Origin of the sequence: Dietzia sp. UBA5065, assembly GCA_002415925.1 — a bacterium.
Lineage (GTDB): Bacteria > Actinomycetota > Actinomycetes > Mycobacteriales > Mycobacteriaceae > Dietzia.
In genome coordinates, this window is record DIAZ01000096.1 from 19019 (window position 1) to 36176 (window position 17158).

The 17158-nt window shown below is 70.2% G+C and carries 17 protein-coding genes; 4 read left to right on the forward strand and 13 right to left on the reverse strand.

Annotated elements, in window-relative coordinates:
• A partial coding sequence (gene mqo / locus B4M60_RS07310; protein ID WP_291081818.1) for a malate dehydrogenase (quinone) occupies positions 1-1160 on the reverse strand: 1160 nt, incomplete at its 3' end.
• 173 nt (positions 1161-1333) lie between these two features.
• On the opposite strand from mqo, the gene B4M60_RS07315 reads away from it, so the two are divergent.
• The gene (locus tag B4M60_RS07315; RefSeq protein WP_291081788.1) at positions 1334-2371 is read left to right on the forward strand and encodes an alpha/beta hydrolase; all 1038 of its coding nucleotides are present in this window, start codon (positions 1334-1336) and stop codon (positions 2369-2371) included.
• A 5-nt stretch (positions 2372-2376) separates the two neighbouring features.
• Positions 2377-3777 (forward strand): mycothione reductase, encoded by a 1401-nt coding sequence (mtr, locus tag B4M60_RS07320; RefSeq protein WP_291081789.1) that lies wholly within the window; start codon positions 2377-2379, stop codon positions 3775-3777.
• Here the strand turns inward: mtr and B4M60_RS07325 are convergent.
• The 6 genes from B4M60_RS07325 to dxr all read right to left on the reverse strand — a co-directional run bounded on the left by B4M60_RS07325 (position 3774) and on the right by dxr (position 10798).
• Complete coding sequence (locus B4M60_RS07325; RefSeq protein WP_291081791.1) at positions 3774-5252, reverse strand: flavin-containing monooxygenase; 1479 nt, start codon at positions 5250-5252, stop codon at positions 3774-3776. The two genes, mtr and B4M60_RS07325, sit on opposite strands and share 4 nt — an antisense overlap.
• Positions 5253-5317: 65 nt before the next feature.
• Positions 5318-6193, reverse strand: a complete 876-nt coding sequence (gene map / locus B4M60_RS07330) for a type I methionyl aminopeptidase (RefSeq protein WP_291081793.1) — start codon at positions 6191-6193, stop codon at positions 5318-5320.
• Between the two features lie 73 nt (positions 6194-6266).
• Complete coding sequence (locus B4M60_RS07335) at positions 6267-7121, reverse strand: GNAT family N-acetyltransferase (RefSeq protein WP_291081794.1); 855 nt, start codon at positions 7119-7121, stop codon at positions 6267-6269.
• Positions 7122-7124: 3 nt separating this feature from the next.
• Complete coding sequence (gene ispG / locus B4M60_RS07340; protein WP_291081820.1) at positions 7125-8273, reverse strand: flavodoxin-dependent (E)-4-hydroxy-3-methylbut-2-enyl-diphosphate synthase; 1149 nt, start codon at positions 8271-8273, stop codon at positions 7125-7127.
• A gap of 136 nt (positions 8274-8409) precedes the next feature.
• A complete protein-coding gene (locus B4M60_RS07345) occupies positions 8410-9630 on the reverse strand; it encodes a M50 family metallopeptidase (RefSeq protein WP_291081796.1) in 1221 nt (406 codons plus the stop codon).
• A 4-nt stretch (positions 9631-9634) separates the two neighbouring features.
• Entirely contained in the window at positions 9635-10798 is a 1164-nt protein-coding gene (gene dxr / locus B4M60_RS07350) for a 1-deoxy-D-xylulose-5-phosphate reductoisomerase (RefSeq protein WP_291081798.1), read from the reverse strand.
• 165 nt (positions 10799-10963) lie between these two features.
• Here dxr and B4M60_RS07355 point away from each other — a divergent pair, with 165 nt between their 5' ends.
• Positions 10964-11323: a DUF2631 domain-containing protein gene (locus B4M60_RS07355; protein WP_291081800.1), complete on the forward strand. Its 360-nt coding sequence runs from the start codon at positions 10964-10966 to the stop codon at positions 11321-11323.
• A 73-nt stretch (positions 11324-11396) separates the two neighbouring features.
• Here B4M60_RS07355 and rlmN read toward each other — a convergent pair whose 3' ends face one another.
• Positions 11397-12506: a 23S rRNA (adenine(2503)-C(2))-methyltransferase RlmN gene (gene rlmN, locus B4M60_RS07360; RefSeq protein ID WP_291081802.1), complete on the reverse strand. Its 1110-nt coding sequence runs from the start codon at positions 12504-12506 to the stop codon at positions 11397-11399.
• Positions 12507-12591: 85 nt separating this feature from the next.
• Between rlmN and B4M60_RS07365 the strand changes: the two genes are divergently transcribed.
• Positions 12592-13023: a LapA family protein gene (locus B4M60_RS07365; protein WP_291081804.1), complete on the forward strand. Its 432-nt coding sequence runs from the start codon at positions 12592-12594 to the stop codon at positions 13021-13023.
• Positions 13024-13070: 47 nt separating this feature from the next.
• Here the strand turns inward: B4M60_RS07365 and B4M60_RS07370 are convergent, their stop codons facing one another.
• The 5 genes from B4M60_RS07370 to rpsB form a co-directional block, all read right to left on the reverse strand.
• Positions 13071-13949, reverse strand: a complete 879-nt coding sequence (locus B4M60_RS07370) for a phosphatidate cytidylyltransferase (RefSeq protein WP_291081806.1) — start codon at positions 13947-13949, stop codon at positions 13071-13073.
• A 48-nt stretch (positions 13950-13997) separates the two neighbouring features.
• Positions 13998-14555: a ribosome recycling factor gene (gene frr / locus B4M60_RS07375; protein WP_291081808.1), complete on the reverse strand. Its 558-nt coding sequence runs from the start codon at positions 14553-14555 to the stop codon at positions 13998-14000.
• Positions 14556-14623: 68 nt separating this feature from the next.
• A complete protein-coding gene (gene pyrH / locus B4M60_RS07380) occupies positions 14624-15343 on the reverse strand; it encodes a UMP kinase (RefSeq protein WP_291081810.1) in 720 nt (239 codons plus the stop codon).
• A 238-nt stretch (positions 15344-15581) separates the two neighbouring features.
• Positions 15582-16406 carry a translation elongation factor Ts gene (gene tsf / locus B4M60_RS07385; RefSeq protein ID WP_291081812.1) on the reverse strand — a complete coding sequence of 275 codons (825 nt, stop codon included), beginning with the start codon at positions 16404-16406 and terminating at the stop codon, positions 15582-15584.
• A gap of 167 nt (positions 16407-16573) precedes the next feature.
• Positions 16574-17158, reverse strand: a 585-nt coding sequence (gene rpsB, locus B4M60_RS07390; protein ID WP_291081814.1) for a 30S ribosomal protein S2, incomplete at its 5' end; no start/stop codon positions are given.

Here is a 17158-nt window from a genome sequence, read left to right on the forward strand (position 1 = left end):
CCGTTGGGCTTGATCACCTGGACGCGCTGGCCCGCGATGACCTTCTCCCACTCGCCGTCCTGGGCGGACGGAACGAAGTCCCGCAGGGTGTCCACGCGGGCGCCGTGGTTCTTGGCGAGCTCGGTCACGAGGTACTTGACCAGGCCCATCTCCGTGAGCCCGATGTTGGCCATGGGCAGCAGGTTGCCCAGCCGGATGCTCGAGGGCAGGTCGAGGAAGCTGCCCATCTTGAGGAACTTGGGGGTCCACCCGGCGAACGGCCCGAACAGCAGGCCCTTCTTGCCGTCGATCACTCGGGTGTCGAGGTGCGGCACCGACATCGGGGGCGCGCCGACGGACGCCTGGCTGTACACCTTGGCCTGGTGCTGCTCGACGAGCTCCGGGTTGGTGCAGCGCAGCCACTGGCCGCCGACGGGGAATCCGCCGATCCCCTTGATCTCGGGGATGCCCGACTTCTGCAGCAGGTGCAGCGCACCGCCGCCGGCGCCGACAAAGACGAACTTGGCATCGATCGTGCGCTCGTCGCCCGTGTGGCGATTGGCCACCGTCAGCCGCCACGTCCCGTCGGAGTTGCGCTCGAGGTCCTTGACCTGGTTCTGGTAGTGGACCTCGGTGCCGGTGCGGGTGAGGTACTTGATGAGCTGCCTGGTCAGGGCCCCGAAGTTGACGTCGGTGCCGTTCTCGAAGTGGCTGAGCGCGAAGGGCTGTTCCGCGCTGCGCCCGCGCGCCATCAGCGGGACGAGCCGCTCGAGCTCGGCGAAGTCGGTGGTGTGGCCCATCCCCGGGAACAGAGGGTGGCCGGCGAGCTTGTCGTAGCGCGCGCGCAGGTAGTCCTGCCCGTCCCTGCCTGCCACGAAGCTCATGTGGGGGACGGGGCGGATCCATTCGGTCGGATCCCCGAGGATCGTGTTCTCCACCGCGTAGGACCAGAACTGCCGGGAGACCTGGAACTTCTCGTTCACGCTCACGGCCTTGGAGATGTCCACGTCGCCGTCGGCGGTCCTGGGCGAGTAGTTGAGCTCGCAGAGCGCCGAGTGGCCTGTTCCCGCGTTGTTCCACGCGTCCGAGGACTCCAGGGCCGGCCCCTCGAGTCGTTCGAAGACCTGGATGTCCCAGTCCGGTTGGAGGCGACGCAGCAGGGCTCCGAGCGTCGCGCTCATGGTGCCGGCGCCGATGAGCGCCACGTCCGTCGTTCCGTGCCTTGCCACCTGGTCTGCAGTCACCGGTCACCCTCGCTCTTTGGTCGTGGACCCGACCCCGGGCCCGGCGTTCACCGGCCTCCAAGACTACTCACCGGTCCGCCCCCGGGACACACCGGACTAGGGTGGTCGTCGTGCCCTCTCCCCCAGCAGACCCCGGATCAGTCGGCCGGTGGGCCCCCGACCTGTTGGGCCCGTCCTACCGCCGCCGTGAGCTCCCCCTCGGGATCGACCCGGACGGCGAGGGCCCCATCTCGGCGACGCTGGTGCGCCACGAGGACGGGCCGGACCACCCCGTCGCGGCCCTGCTGGTGGTCCACGGCCTCTCGGACTACTTCTTCCACACCCACCTCGCCGAGTTCCTCGCCGGACGCGGGATCGCGACGTACGGCGTGGATCTGCGCAAGTGCGGTCGGTCGAGGCGGGACGGACTGACCCCCCATTTCGTCACCGACCTGGAACGGTACGACGACGAGCTGGATCAGGCCCTGGCCGTGATCACCGCCGAGCATCCCGGACTGCCCGTCCTCGTCGCGGCGCACTCCACGGGTGGCCTGGTGGTCCCGCTGTGGCTGGGTCGGCGGCGCGACAGGGGCGGGGTGGACCCCGTCGTGGGGCTCGTCCTGAACTCCCCCTGGTTCCAACTCGACGTCCCCGCCCGCGCCCGGGCTCTGCTCGGCCCGGTCATCGACCCCGTCATCCGGACCCTCGGCTCGGCCAGGCCCTACTACCGTCTCCCGCTGAGGACCTCGGACCGCTACGTGGCGAGCACCCACGTCGACTTCGACGGGGACTTCCAGTACGACACCACCCTGAAACCGCCCGGCGGGGTCGGCGTCCGGGCCGGGTGGCTGGCGGCGGTCCGCCGCGCGCAGAAGCAGCTGCAGTCCGGTGTCGGACTCCCCCTCCCGGTCCTCATGCTGCGGTCCACGGCGTCGGCGGTGGGAGCCCCCGGCCGGAGCGGGGCGGTCGACGTGGACACGGACCTCATCCTCGACGTCCGCTCGATGGAGCGCTTCGCCGACCGCGTCTCCGACCGGGTCACCGACGTCCCCGTGGCGGGCGCCCGCCACGATGTCTTCCTCTCCCGCGCCGACGTCCTCGAGGTGGTCCTGGGCCACCTCGGAGACTGGGTGGACCGGGTCCTCACGCCCCCGAACAAGGAGTCCTGACAACCATGGCCCAGACCCCCTCCCGCCATTTCGACCTCATCGTGATCGGGACCGGCAGCGGCAACTCGTTGATCGACGAGTCGTTCGCCGACAAGTCGGTGGCGATCTGCGAGAAGGGGCGCTTCGGTGGGACCTGCCTCAACGTGGGGTGCATCCCCACCAAGATGTTCGTCTACGCGGCGGACACCGCCTCCGCGATCTCGCACTCCTCGACGTACGGTGTCGACTCGACCCTCGACGGGGTCCGCTGGCCGGACATCGTCTCCCGGGTGTTCGACCGACGGATCGACCCGATCGCCTCCAGCGGGGAGGACTACCGGCGCACCCGCTGCCCCAACGTCACCGTGTACGACGGTCACGCCAGCTTCGTGGGCCCGCGCACCATCGACACCGGGACCGGCGAGATCATCACCGCCGACTCCGTGGTGATCGCCGCCGGCGCCAGGCCCTCGATACCGGAGATCGTCACCGAGGCGGGGGTGGCCTACCACACCAGCGACGACATCATGCGGATCCCCGAACTGCCGCGGTCGATGATCATCCAGGGGTCCGGTTTCATCGCCTGCGAGTTCGCCCACGTCTTCTCCTCGCTCGGGGTCGCGGTGACCGTGATCGGCCGCTCGGACGTGCTCCTCAAGCACCTCGACCACGAACTCGCCGAGCGCTTCACCGCGCAGGCCGGCCGACGGTGGGACGTCCGCCTCGGGCAGCAGATCGCCACCATGACCGCGACCGGTCCCGACCGTCGCGGGGTCGACATCACCTTCGAGGACGGCTCCGGCTGCTCCGCAGAGGCGCTCCTCGTAGCCACCGGGCGCACACCGAACGGCGACCTGCTCGGGCTCGACACCGCCGGGGTCTCGATGGACGGCGAGCTCATCCGGGTGGACGAGTTCGGCCGCACCACCGCGGAGGGTGTGTGGTCGCTGGGGGACATCAGCTCGCCGTACCAGCTCAAGCACGTCGCCAACCACGAGCAGCGGGTGCTCGGGCACAACCTGCGGCACCCGGACGACCTGCAGCCCTTCAACCACCGGTTCGTCCCCTACGCGGTGTTCACGTCACCGCAGATCGCCTCGGTGGGCATGACGGAGGCCGAGGCCCGCGACGCCGGCCACGACGTCACGGTCAAGGTGCAGGACTACGGCGACGTCGCCTACGGCTGGGCGATGGAGGACTCGACGGGCTGCTGCAAGCTCGTCGCCGACCGTTCCACCGGGCTGCTCCTCGGGGCGCACCTCATGGGTCCCCACGCGCCGTCGCTGGTCCAGATCCTCATCCAGGCCATGGAGTTCGGCATCACCGTCCCCGAGCTCGCGCGACGGCAGTACTGGATCCACCCGGCGATGGCGGAGGTCGTCGAGAACGCCCTGCTCGGTCTGGGCTTCCCCGACCGGGGCTTCTAGCCCACGACGAAGTCGGCGGGGTCCACCGACCTCACCTGTTCCCGGTACCGGAAGGTGAACGTCGGCCACATCACCGAGTTCCTGCCCCGGGAGTCGATGTACCAACTGGAGCACCCGCCCCGGTTCCACACCGTGTCGGCCAGCTCGCGGTCCATCCTGTCGGCATAGTCGGCCTCGGCCCGGTCGCGCACCTCGACGGTCCCCCGCGCGTCCCGTCCCGCCAGGTCGAGCAGCCGCAGCACGTGCTCGGCCTGGGACTCCAGCATGTAGACGATCGACGAGTGCCCGAGATTGGTGTTGGGTCCGTACAGCAGGAACAGGTTGGGGAACCCGGACACGGTCACGCCGTTGTAGGCGCGCGGGCTGCCGTCCCAGTGTTCGGCGAGCGTCCGCCCGTCGGCGCCGGTGACGAGCCTGGCGATCGGAGGCTCGGTCGGCTGGAATCCGGTGCCGAAGATGATCACGTCGGCCGGGTGTTCCCGTCCCCCGGGATCGACGACCCCACGCGGGGTCACCGCCGACGCGGCGCCGCACACCAGGGAGACGTCCGGCCGGGTGAGCGCCGGGAGCCACTGACTGGTCAGCAGCACCCGTTTGCAGCCGATCGAGAAGTCCGGGGTGAGCGCCGTCCGGGTGGTCCGGTCCCGGACGTTGAGGAACAGGTAGAACCGGGCGAACCACTCGAAGAGCCGCAGGAGGAACTGGGCACGGGTGAACGCCAGGACGTACAGTTCACGGCCCGCGTAGACCCTGCCCCGGACGATCCGTTGGAGAATCGGGAAGCGCCGGTAGAGAGCCTGGCGCCGCTCCGGGATGGACCGGTCGAGCCTGGGCAGGATCCACCCGGGTGTGCGCTGGAACACGGTGACGTGCTCGGCGGTCCCGGCGATCTCGGGGACGAACTGGACCGCGGATGCGCCGGTTCCCACCACCGCCACCCGCTTGCCCTCGAGCGGGACGTCGTGACGCCAGCGCGACGAGTGGAACACCTCCCCCTCGAACCGTTCCAGCCCCGGGAGCCGGGGCACCGAGGGTGTGGAGAGCGCACCGGTGGCCACCACGAGGTGACGCGCGCGCACCCGGCCGCGGCCGGTGTCGACCACCCACCGGGCGGCCTCCGCGTCCCACCGGGCACCGGTGACCTCGCACGAGGTGACGAGCCGCTCCCGGAGGCCGATCCGGTCCGCGACCGAGACGAGGTAGGCCTGGATCTCGGCCTGACGACCGAACGAGTGGGACCAACCGGGGTGCGCGTGCCCGGACAACGAATACAGGGCGGTCGGCACGTCGCAGGCGCATCCGGGATAGGTGTTGTCCCGCCAGGTACCCCCCACCTCGTCGGCGGCCTCGAGCACGAGGAAGTCGCGCCCCCGTCCGTCCCGTGACAGCCGGTCGGCCATGGCGATGCCTCCGAAGCCGGCTCCGACGACGAGGACGTCGATCTGCTCAACGGGTCCGCGGGGGGTCTCGATCATGGTGGACAGTATGCCCTGCGTTGTCCACGCGGCAGGCCGTCATCGACGATCGACCTCGCGTCCGCTCACCCCACGGTGGGCAGGGTGAGGATCTCGTAACCGTCGTCGGTGACCAGCACCGTGTGCTCGAACTGCGCGGTCCACGCCTTGTCCGCGGTCGTCACCGTCCAGTCGTCGTCCCACACGTCGAATCCGGGGCCGCCGAGGGAGATCATCGGCTCCACGGTCAGCGTCATCCCCGGCGCGAGGACCTCGGTGCGGGACGGGTCGTCGTAGTGCAGCACGACGAGACCGTTGTGGAAGGTGGGGCCGACACCGTGCCCGGTGAACTCCCTCACGACCGTGTAGTCGAAGCGGCGCGCGTACGACTCGATCACCCGGCCGATCACGTTGACCTCCCGACCGGGGCGGATGGCCTTGATGCCGCGGTTCATGGATTCGCGCGTCCGCTCCACCAGGAGGCGGTTCTCCTCGCTGACGTCCCCGGCGAGGAAGGTCGCGTTGGTGTCGCCGTGGACCCCTCCGATGTACGCGGTGACGTCGATGTTCACGATGTCGCCGTCCTGGATCACCGTCGTGTCGGGGATGCCGTGGCAGATCACCTCGTTGAGGGAGACGCAGCAGGACTTGGGGAACGCCTTGTACCCGAGGGTCGACGGGTAGGCGCGGTGATCGCACATGTACTCGTGGGCGATCCGGTCGATCTCGTCCGTCGTCACCCCGGGCGCCACGGCCTCCCCCGCCACCACGAGCGCATCGGCCGCGATCCTGCACGCCGTGCGCATGGCCTCGATCACCTCGGCGGTCTGCACCCACGGCTCCCCGTTCGCCTCGTCCACGCGATCGCGCCAGGCGTACTCCGGGCGCGGGATCGACTCGGGGACGGTCCGGATCGGGGTGGGGGCACCGGGGACGAGGGGCGGGCGGGTCGACGTGGTCATGGTCCAAGGATAGTGGCGGCCGGGATGTTCGGCCGGGACCGAGCCCCGATGCCACCCCGCGGTGGGGCCACCGTCACATGAGGACGGTGGCGTAGTCGACCGCCTCGGTCATCCCCACCCGCCGGTACGCCGAGCGTGCGGCGGCGTTGGATCCGTTGACCACCAGCGAGGGGGTCAGCCGACGGGACTGGAGGGCGGCGCACACCGCCGCTGTCCCGGCGGTCCCGAGTCCTGCACCGCGACGATCGGGGCGGACCCAGATGCCCTGGATCTGGGCGACGCGCGGGGAGATGGCCGCCACGTCCGCCTTGAAGAACACCTCGTCGTCGTCGATCCCCACCCAGGTCCGTCCCCGCGTCAGGGACCGCGCGACGCGGCGCCGGAACGGGATCCCCGCGCCGACTGCGAACGGGTCGGACCCCAGTTCCTCCCGGTACATCGCCGCCGCGGCGGCGAGGACCGGGTCGAACTCCTCCAGGGTCGCCGGGCGGATCTCCGCCGACACGAGGAGCGGATCGACGCGGCGCTCGAGAACCATGAGGAACTGCGAGTCCCGGTACTCCCGGGCGCACCCCCAGCTGGTCTCGAGGGACGTCCACACCGCGGCGACGAGCCCCCGCCGCCCGTGGACCGACATCGGGCCGGATCCCAGGCCCGCGACGGCCCGGCCCAGGGCGAGGAGGTCGACGGCGGTGCCACGCAGCGGGAGCACCGCGCTGCCCACGAACACCAGGGAGCGTTCCGGACCCCCGAGCGTGAGGAATCGCCCCTCCGGCCCGGCGGCCGCGCCGGACGCGGCGAACTTCTCCGCCGCGGGCGCGGACACCAGCGGGTCGGACTCGAGGACCCCGAGCAGCGCCCGTGCCTCCCCCGCCCCGACCTCACGGCACCCGCCGACCCCTGCCGGCGGGGCAACCGTATCGGTCACGGCCTATCGCGTGACCTTGACCTGGGGGCCACCGCCCTCGACCGCGTCGCCGACGGGCTCGCCCATCTCCTCGGCGATGCGCATCGCCTCCTCGATGAGGGTCTCGACGATCATCGCCTCCGGCACGGTCTTGATGACCTCGCCCTTGACAAAGATCTGCCCCTTGCCGTTGCCCGACGCCACCCCGAGGTCCGCCTCCCGGGCCTCGCCGGGCCCGTTGACGACGCACCCCATGACGGCCACCCGCAGCGGCACGCTCATCCCCTCGAGCCCCGCGGTGACCTGCTCCGCGAGGGTGTAGACGTCCACCTGGGCGCGCCCGCAGGACGGGCACGAGACGATCTCGAGCTTGCGCGGCCGCAGGTTGAGCGACTGCAGGATCTGGGTTCCGACCTTGATCTCCTCGACCGGCGGGGCGGAGAGGGAGACCCGGATGGTGTCACCGATCCCCTCGGAGAGGAGAGCGCCGAAGGCGACGGCCGACTTGATCGTGCCCTGGAAGGCCGGGCCGGCCTCCGTCACCCCGAGGTGGAGCGGGTAATCCGACCGCGCGGCCAGCTGGCGGTACGCCTCGACCATGATGACGGGGTCGTTGTGCTTGACCGAGATCTTGATGTCGCCGAAGCCGTGGTCCTCGAACAGCGAGGCCTCCCACAGCGCCGACTCGACGAGCGCCTCCGGGGTCGCCTTGCCGTACTTGGCCAACAGTCGCGGATCCAGCGAGCCGGCGTTGACGCCGATCCGGATCGGGATACCGGCGGCGCCGGCCGCCTTGGCCACCTCCTCGACCCGGCCGTCGAACTCCTTGATGTTGCCCGGGTTGACCCGGACCGCGGCGCAGCCCGCGTCGATGGCCGCGAAGATGTACTTGGGCTGGAAGTGGATGTCCGCGATCACCGGGATGGGTGATTTGCGCGCGATGGTCGCCAGCGCGTCGGCGTCCTCCTGCCGGGGGCAGGCCACGCGGACGATGTCGCACCCCGCCGCGGTGAGCTCGGCGATCTGCTGCAGCGTGGAGTTGATGTCGTGCGTCTTGGTGGTGGTCATGGACTGCACCGACACCGGGTGGTCGCTGCCCACGCCGACCTGTCCCACGAACAGCTGCCGGGTGGTCCGGCGCGGTGCCAGGACCGGCGGCGGTGCGTCGGGCATGCCCAGTCCGATGGGGAGGGAGGAGGACTCGTTCACAACAGGACCTTCCGTAGGGGCTGCCAGCCGGATGCTCGCGCGTCCCGTCCGCCATTATCCGCATTCCGGGCCGGGCGTGCGAGGTGGGTGTGGACGCGGCTCAACCGGTGAGCAGGATGGGGTTGACCAAGTCGGCGGTGATGACGATCGCGGACACGCCGATGAGGAGGACGAACACGGCCATGGTCAGGGGGGCCAGCTTCTCGTAGTCCGCGGGTCCGCCCGGCGCGAGTCCACGCAGACGGCGCAGGGCGTCCCGGATCTTCTCGTAGAAGACCACGGCGATGTGACCCCCGTCGAAGGGGGTGAGCGGAACGAGGTTGAACGCACCGAGGAAGAGGTTGAGACCGGCCAGGAAGAGCAGGAACAGCCACCAGGCCCCCTGCTCGGCCGCCTGTCCCCCGATGTGGCTCGCCCCCACGACCGAGACGGGCGAGTCGTCCGCACGCTCCGCGCCGAAGATCGATGCCGCCACCGCGGGGATCTTGGACGGGAAGGCGATGAGCCCCTCGACCGTCGCCTCGATCATCTCGCCGGTGAACGACAGGGTCGCCGGGATCGCGCTCAGCGGACCGTAGGTGTTGACCGTCTGGTAGGCCGGGTCGTCGAGGATCTCCCGGGGGATGCCCTCCTCCGAGAGCCTCACCCCGAGCGCTCCCCTCGCCTGCCCGTCGGTGGTGGAGGCCGTCAACGTCGCCGTCGTCGTCACCGTGGCCCCGTCCCGCTCGACGGTGACCGGAACGGCCCGGCCCGGCCGCGCGGAGACGACCTCGGACAGGTCGTCCCAGCTGTCCACCGGGAGACCGTCGACCGAGGTGATCCTGTCGCCGGCGAGGATCCCGGCCTCTCCGGCCGGGCCGACGCCGACCCCGCACTGTCCCGCGCCGGCGCAGGTGTCTCCGACGACGGCGGCGACCCTGTCCGTGGGGATGGGCTGGACGTCGCGGTTGACCAGGCCCCACCCGAGGGCGACGGTGTAGAACAGGGCGATCGCCAGGACGATGTTCATGGCGGGGCCGGCCAGCAGCACCGCCACCCGCTTCCACCACGCCTGGCGCCACATGGCCTTCGGTTGGTCCTCCGGCGCAAGTTCGTCGTAGGCCGTCATCCCAGCGATGTCGCAGAACCCCCCGAGCGGGACCGCCTTGAGCCCGTACTCGATCCCCCCGCGGTTCACCGACCACACCGTGGGGCCGAAGCCGACGAAGAACCGCCGGACCCTCATGCCCGACCACAGCGCGACCTTCATGTGCCCGTATTCGTGCAGCACGATCGAGGCCATGATCCCGAGGGCGAAGAGGACTATCCCGACGACCATCATCGACTCAGCCCCGCCTTCCCGCGACCAGGGCGGCGGCGTGGCGCCGGGCCCAGGACTCCGCCGCCGTGACGTCGTCGGGATCGCGCGGATCGGACGACCACTCGTCCGCCGCGCCGACGGTCTCCGCCACCACGTCCACGATCTCGGGGAACCGGATCCGCCCGTCGAGGAAGGCGGGGGCGGCCTCCTCGTTGGCGGCGTTGAACACGGCCGTCCTCAGGCCCCCCGCCGCGCCCGCCGCGCGGGCCACGGCGATCGCCGGGAACGTCTCCTCGTCGACGGGCTCGAACGTCCAGGTGTGCGACCGGGAGAAGTCCAGTGGGGTCGACGCACCGGGGATCCTGTCGGGCCACCCCAGGGCCAGCGCGATGGGGAGCTTCATCGAGGGTGGCGACGCCTTGGCGATCGTGGCGCCGTCGACGAAGGTGACGGCGGAGTGCACCACCGACTGCGGGTGCACGGTCACGTCGATCTTCTCGTAGGGGACACCGAACAACAGGTGCGCCTCGATCAACTCCAGGGACTTGTTCACCAGCGTCGCGGAGTTGAGCGTGATCATCCGACCCATCGCCCACGTGGGGTGCGTCAGCGCCTGCTCTGCGGTCACGTCGGCCAGCTCCGCCCGCGTCCGACCCCGGAACGGCCCCCCCGACGCGGTGAGGACGAGTCTGTCCACCTCGTCGGCGGAACCCGCACGCAGGCACTGCGCCATGGCGGAGTGTTCCGAGTCCACGGGGACGAGCTGCCCCGGGGCGGCGGCACCGGTGACCAGGGCCCCGCCGGCCACCAGGGACTCCTTGTTGGCCAACGCCAGACGGGCGCCGGTCCCGAGCGCGGCGAGGGTCGGGCCCAATCCGATCGACCCGTCGATCCCGTTGAGGACGACGTCCGCCTCCACCGACCGGACCAGCTCGGTCGCGGCGCCGGGTCCCGCGAACACCGTGACGTCGGGGAACTCCGCGCGCACTCGATCCGCCGCCGCGGGGTCCGCCACGGCGACGTACCGGGCGCCCGTGCCGGCGATCTGCTCCCCCAGCACGTCGATCCGCCCGCCCCCCGCGGCCAGGCCCACCACGTCGAACCGGCCGGGAGTGGCCTCGGAGACCACCTCGAGAGCCTGGGTGCCGATCGAGCCGGTGGAGCCGAGGACGAGAACGCGGGTGGTCACCCCACCATTGTCCACACCCGGACCCCTCCGTGCCGCATCGACCGATCGCTCCGGGGGACACGCACCGGCGGGTTCCGCGTGGGCCCCGGGTGGACATGTGACAAACTGAGCGGGATGTCGGCGGCCCGCAGGGCTGCCAGCGAGCCGTGAGGAGAACCGGGGAGCATGAGCACCGACGGGCACCACACCAGCAAGGAAATCGTCGTGGACGGGATCAGTTCCGTCGACGAGCCCTCGGTCGAGTGGGGCTGGCACCACCACAGCAGGAAGGTGGGGCTGCTCGTGGGCGGCTTCTTCGTCCTGTTCCTCCTGGCCATGATGGTCGGCAATCATGTCGGCAAGGTGGAGGACATCTGGCTGGTGTCCATCGCCGCGTTCCTCGCCATCTGGATGTTCCTGTCGCTGCGTCCCAAGAAGGACCACAGCGCCCGGATGAACGAGGTGTTCCAGGTCCCCGCGGACCACTACTCCGTGACCGGAGCGGCGGCGACCGGAGTCGTCGGATCGGCGCGCACCACGCACTGAGACCGGACACCCCGGGGCAGGGCCGTCATCGCGCACCACGCGGTGGCGGCCCTTTTCGTCGGCCGCCCCGCGATCACCCCTCCGCCGCGAGCTGGCCACACGCGGCGTCGATGTCCTGACCCCGGGTGTCACGGACCGTGCACGACACCCCGGACCGTTGGACCGCGGCGACGAACGCGTCCTGCTGCGGCTTCGGACTCGCGTCCCACTCGCTGCCGGGGGTCGGGTTCAGCGGTATCAGGTTGACGTGGGCCAGGTGCCCGAGCCGCTGCGCCAGCAGGCGTCCGAGCATCTCGCCCCGCCAGGTCTGGTCGTTGACGTCCCTGATGAGGGCGTACTCGATCGACACACGCCGGCCGGTGGCGTCCGCGTAGTGACGCGCGGCATCCATGACCTCCGAGACGGGCCACCGGTTGTTCACCGGAACCAGGGTGTCCCGCAGCTCGTCATCCGGGGTGTGGAGCGAGACCGCCAGGGTGACCTGGAGGCCCTCCTCTGCCAGACGGTGGATGGCGGGGACCACACCGACCGTGGAGACGGTCACCGACCGCTGCGACACCCCGAATCCGAACGGCGGAGGCGAGATGATCCCCCGCACCGCCGTGAGCACCCGCTTGTAGTTGGCGAGCGGTTCCCCCATTCCCATGAACACGACGTTGGACAGCCTGCCCGGTCCGCCCGGGATCTCCCCGTCCCTCAGCGACCGGGCCGCCACCCGCACCTGCTCGAGGATCTCGGCTGCCGACAGGTTGCGCTGCAGCCCGCCCTGTCCGGTCGCGCAGAAGGGGCACGCCATTCCGCATCCGGCCTGACTGGAGATGCACACGGTCGCCCGATCCGGGTACCGCATGAGGACGCTCTCGACGAGCGAGCCGTCATGGAGCTTCCACAGCGTCTTGCGCGTGGTGCCCTCGTCGCTCGAGATGTGCCTCAGCGAGGTCGTGAGCGAGGGGAACAACTCCTCGCCGACCCGGTCGCGGATGCCCGCGGGCAGGTCCGTCATGAGGGCCGGGTCCGCCTCGAGCCGACCGAAGTAGTGATTGGCCAGCTGCTTACCGCGGAACGCGGGGAGGCCGAGCTCACCCATCGCGGCTCCCCGTCCCTCCGCGTCGAGATCGGCGAAGTGTCGGGGGGGAAGGCCCCTGCGCGGGGCATCGAAGACGAGGGGAAGTGGTTCAACCATGGTGCGGCCATTGTGTCAGATGCGAGCCCGCGCGACACACCGCCAGCGGATGCCCCCGACCGGCGGGAGGGAATAGAGTCCTGGCATGACCAAGCGCCCGCACGACCCCGTCGTTCCCGATGCCCCCGACGCCACCACGGGATCGACCGAGATCGCCCCGGTTGAGGACACCCCCGCCCCCGCTCCCGCGACCGTCCCCGAGGACGCCTCGCGATCCGGCCGTCGCAACCACGATGTCGAGCTCCCGGACACCACGGCCGGCAGACTGGGCTCCGCCTGGGTGGGGCTCGTCCTCGGCGCCCTCGTCACCATCCTGCTGCTGATCTTCATCGCCCAGAACACCGCGTCGACCGCCGTCCGCCTCCTCGGGCTGCAGTTCAGCCTCCCGCTCGGAGTCCTGATCCTCTTCGCCTCCATCGCCGGGGCGCTCATCATGGCCCTGTTCGCCGGCTTCCGGATCCTGCAGCTGCGGATGCGCGCCCGTAAGACACGCAAGCTCACCTCGCGTCGGCACTAGTGCGGGACGTCGCCCGACCTGGTCCGACGACCGTGACGTCGTCCGGATCAGGTCGGGACGATGAAGGTGAACATGAGCCACACCACCACGGCGGTGGGCAACACGGAGTCGAGGCGGTCCATGAATCCGCCGTGACCCGGCAGCATCGTGCCCATGTCCTTGATGCCGAGATCCCTCTTGACCTGCGACTCGATGAGATCACCGAGGGTCGCGGTGAACACGGTGAGCACCCCGAGCAATACGCCCTTCCAGACACTGTCATCGAACAGCAGCGCCACGACCAGCGCGCCGCCGACGATCGCGAAGAGCATCGAACCGGCGAAACCCTCCCACGACTTCTTGGGGCTCACCGCGGGTGCCATCGGGTGCTTCCCGAACAGCACACCGGCCGCGTAACCGCCGACGTCGGAACACACGACCAGCAGGATGAGCGCGACCACGCGTTGGGCACCGTAGTCGCCGTCCGAGAGCATGGCGCCGAGCGATCCGGGGATCGCGATCCAGACCAGGACGAACACGGCGACCGAGACATCGCGCAGGTAGTTCTGCGGCGCCGCGGTGAGCCCGGCCATCAGCAGGCGCCAGACCAGCACCACCACGGTGGTCGCGGCGAACGCCGCGAAGCTCCCCCGGGCCCCACCGAGGAAGCCACACCAGACCATGGCCTGACCACCCACGAGCAACGGGAGGAGCGGCAACGTGAACCGGGCCTGGCGGAGACGCTTGAAGACCTCCCACGTCCCGATCGCCACCGCGCCGGCGGCGACCAGATACCAGGCTCTCGGGTTGAAGGCGATACTCGCGATGACCATCGCACCCAGTCCGATGCCGACGGGGATGGCACGGGTGAGGTCCCGACCGGCACGCGACGGCGGGGTGGCGGCCGCGGCGGTGGGCCCGGGCGGGCCGGACGGAGCGATATCCACGGCGTTCTCCTCGAGTTGCGGGTGGGGATGATCGATTGACCGGGGAGGTCAGACCTCCATCAGGTCGCCTTCCTTGGCCTTGACGATCTCGTCCACCTCCGCGACGAACCGGTGGGTGATCTTGTCGAGTTCCTTCTCGGCGGCGTTGACCTCGTCCTCGCCGGCCTCGCCGTCCTTGTCGATCCGCTTGAGCTCGTCCATCGCCTTGCGCCGGACACCGCGGATCGCGATGCGGCCGTCCTCCGCCTTGGACTTGGCCTGCTTGACCAGGTCGCGACGCCGCTCCTCGGTCAGCTGCGGCACGGTCACCCGCAGGACCTGCCCGTCGTTCGTCGGGTTCACGCCGAGATCGGAGTTCCGGATCGCGTTCTCGATCGGCCCGATCTGCGACATCTCGTAGGGCTTGATGATGAGCATCCTGGGCTCGGGGGCCGCGATGGTCGCCATCTGGGTGATGGGCGTCAGGGTGCCGTAGTACTCACACACCACCCGGTTGAACATCCCGGGGTTGGCGCGTCCGGTACGGATGGCGGCGAGCTCGTCACGGACGTGCTCGATGGCCTTCTCCATCTTGTCCTCGGCCTCGAGCAGCGTGTCGTCGATCATGTGGTTGCCTTCCGTTCACTCGTACTTGCGGTTCGCGCGTCTCTGGATCCGGCTCAGCCGGGTCAGGCTCAGCTGCTCACCAGGGTCCCGATCTTCTCGCCGGCGACCGCGCGCGCGATGTTGCCCTCGGTGAGGAGGTTGAAGACCAGGATGGGCATCTTGTTGTCCATGCACAGGCTGAACGCGGTGGTGTCGGCGACCTTCAGTCCCCGTTCGAGGCACTCACGGTGCTCGATCTCCGTGAACAGCTCGGCGTCCGGGTTGGTCCGGGGATCGTCGGAGTAGACGCCGTCGACCGCCTTGGCCATGAGGAGCACGTCCGCCTTGATCTCGAGCGCGCGCTGGGCGGCGGTGGTGTCGGTGGAGAAGTAGGGCATTCCCATCCCGGCACCGAAGATCACCACGCGGCCCTTCTCCAGGTGCCGTTCGGCGCGCAGGGGAATGTACGGTTCCGCGACCTGCCCCATGTGGATGGCGGTCTGCACACGCGTCGACACGCCCTCCTGCTCGAGGAAGTCCTGCAGCGCCAGGCAGTTCATCACGGTGCCGAGCATGCCCATGTAGTCGCTGCGCGCGCGGTCGAGGCCGCGCTGCTGCAGCTGGGCGCCACGGAAGAAGTTCCCGCCGCCGATGACGATCGCGATCTGCGCACCCGTCCGCGAGACCTCGGCGATCTGGCGTGCGACGGACTGCACCACATCGGGGTCGATTCCGACGCTGCCGCCGCCGAACATCTCGCCGCCGAGCTTGAGCATCACACGCTTGTAGCCGTCCCGCGGGTCGGTCATCGTTCTCCTCGTCCCGGACGGATCACGCCCGTCTCGTGCGTCGACCCCCTGACGCCAACTCGTCAAGGAGCAGTGCGGCCCTTGGTGGGACCTCGTCCATTCTGCCCTATCCCCCCCGTCACCACGCGAGAGCCCGCGGAGGACGTGACGGACCGCTCGGACAGACGCCGACGGCGGCACCCGGGCGTCCCGGGTGCCGCCGTCGGCGCAGCGCCCCCGAAGGGGGCTCGGGGCCGGATCAGGCCTGGCCGACCTCGAAGCGGAGGAAGGACGTGACCGTGGCTCCGGCCTCGTCGACCAGCGCGCCGACGGTCTTCTTGCTGTCCGTGACCGAGGGCTGGTCCAGCAGGACGACGTCCTTGTAGAAGCCGTTGAGTCGACCCTCGACGATCTTCTGCAGCGCCTGCTCGGGCTTGCCCTCCTCGCGGGCGGTGGCCTCGGCGATCTCGCGCTCCTTGGCCACGACCTCGGCGGGCACCTCGTCGCGGGTGACGTACTGCGCCTTCAGCGCGGCGATCTGCATGGCGGCGGAACGGGCCGCGGCCTCGGCGGCCTCGCCCTCCCCGGCGTACGCGACCATGACGCCGACGGCGGGCGGCAGGTCGGACGAGCGCTTGTGGAGGTAGACGGCGACGGGACCGTCGAGCTTGCCCACGCGGCGCAGGACCAGCTTCTCGCCCGACTTGGCGGAGAACGAGACCACGGCGTCGGCGACGGTGGCACCGTCGAGTTCGGCGGCGTTCAGGGCGTCGAGATCGGAGATGCCCTGTGCTGCGGCCACACCGACGATCTTCTCGGCCAGCGCGATGAACTCGGCGCTCTTGGCCACGAAGTCGGTCTCGGAGTTGAGTTCGATCATGACGCCGTCCTTGACGGCGACCAGGCCCTCGGCGGTGGTGCGCTCGGCGCGCTTGCCGACGTCCTTGGCTCCCTTGATGCGCAGGACCTCGACGGCCTTCTCTAAGTCACCGTCGGTCTCTTCGAGAGCCTTCTTGCAGTCCATCATCCCGGAGCCGGTGAGCTCACGCAGACGCTTGACGTCGGCAGCGGTGTAGTTCGCCATGGTGGGGCGACCCTCCTCTAGTGGGGTTCGTGATGTGTCGGAAGTTGTTGGCGTCGGCCGGGGGACGGGAGCCCTCCGTCACCGACACGTCGGGCCCGGCCCCCGGATGACCCCCGCTGGGGATCGTGGGCGGCCGGGCCCGACGGTGCTCGAGCTGGTGGTACGGATCAGGCCTCGGTGGACTCGACCGCGGGGGCGTCCGTCGCGGCGGCCTCGGCGGCGGGCGCCTCGGTCGCCTCGGCAGCGGGTGCCTCGGCCTCGGGCGCGGCGGTCTCGCCGGTCACCTGGTCGAGCTGCTCGGCCTCCCACTCCGCGAGGGGCTCGGCCTCCTCGCCGGTGGCCTTGCCCGCCTGCGAGCGGGCCTTGAGGCCCTCGGCGACGGCGGACGCGATCACGTGGGTCAGCACGCTGACCGACCGGATGGCGTCGTCGTTCGCCGGGATCGGGTAGTCCACGACGTCCGGGTCGCAGTTGGTGTCGAGCAGCGCGACGACCGGGATGCCCAGCTTGCGGGCCTCACCGACGGCGATGTGCTCCTTGTTGGTGTCGACGATCCACACCACGGAGGGCACCTTGGTCATGTCCCGCATACCACCGAGGGTCCGCGCAAGCTTGGTCATCTCACGCGTGAGCATGAGGATTTCCTTCTTGGTGCGACCCTCGAACCCACCGGACTGCTCCATCGCCTCGAGCTCCTTGAGGCGGATGAGGCGCTGGTGGACGGTCTGGAAGTTGGTGAGCATGCCGCCCAG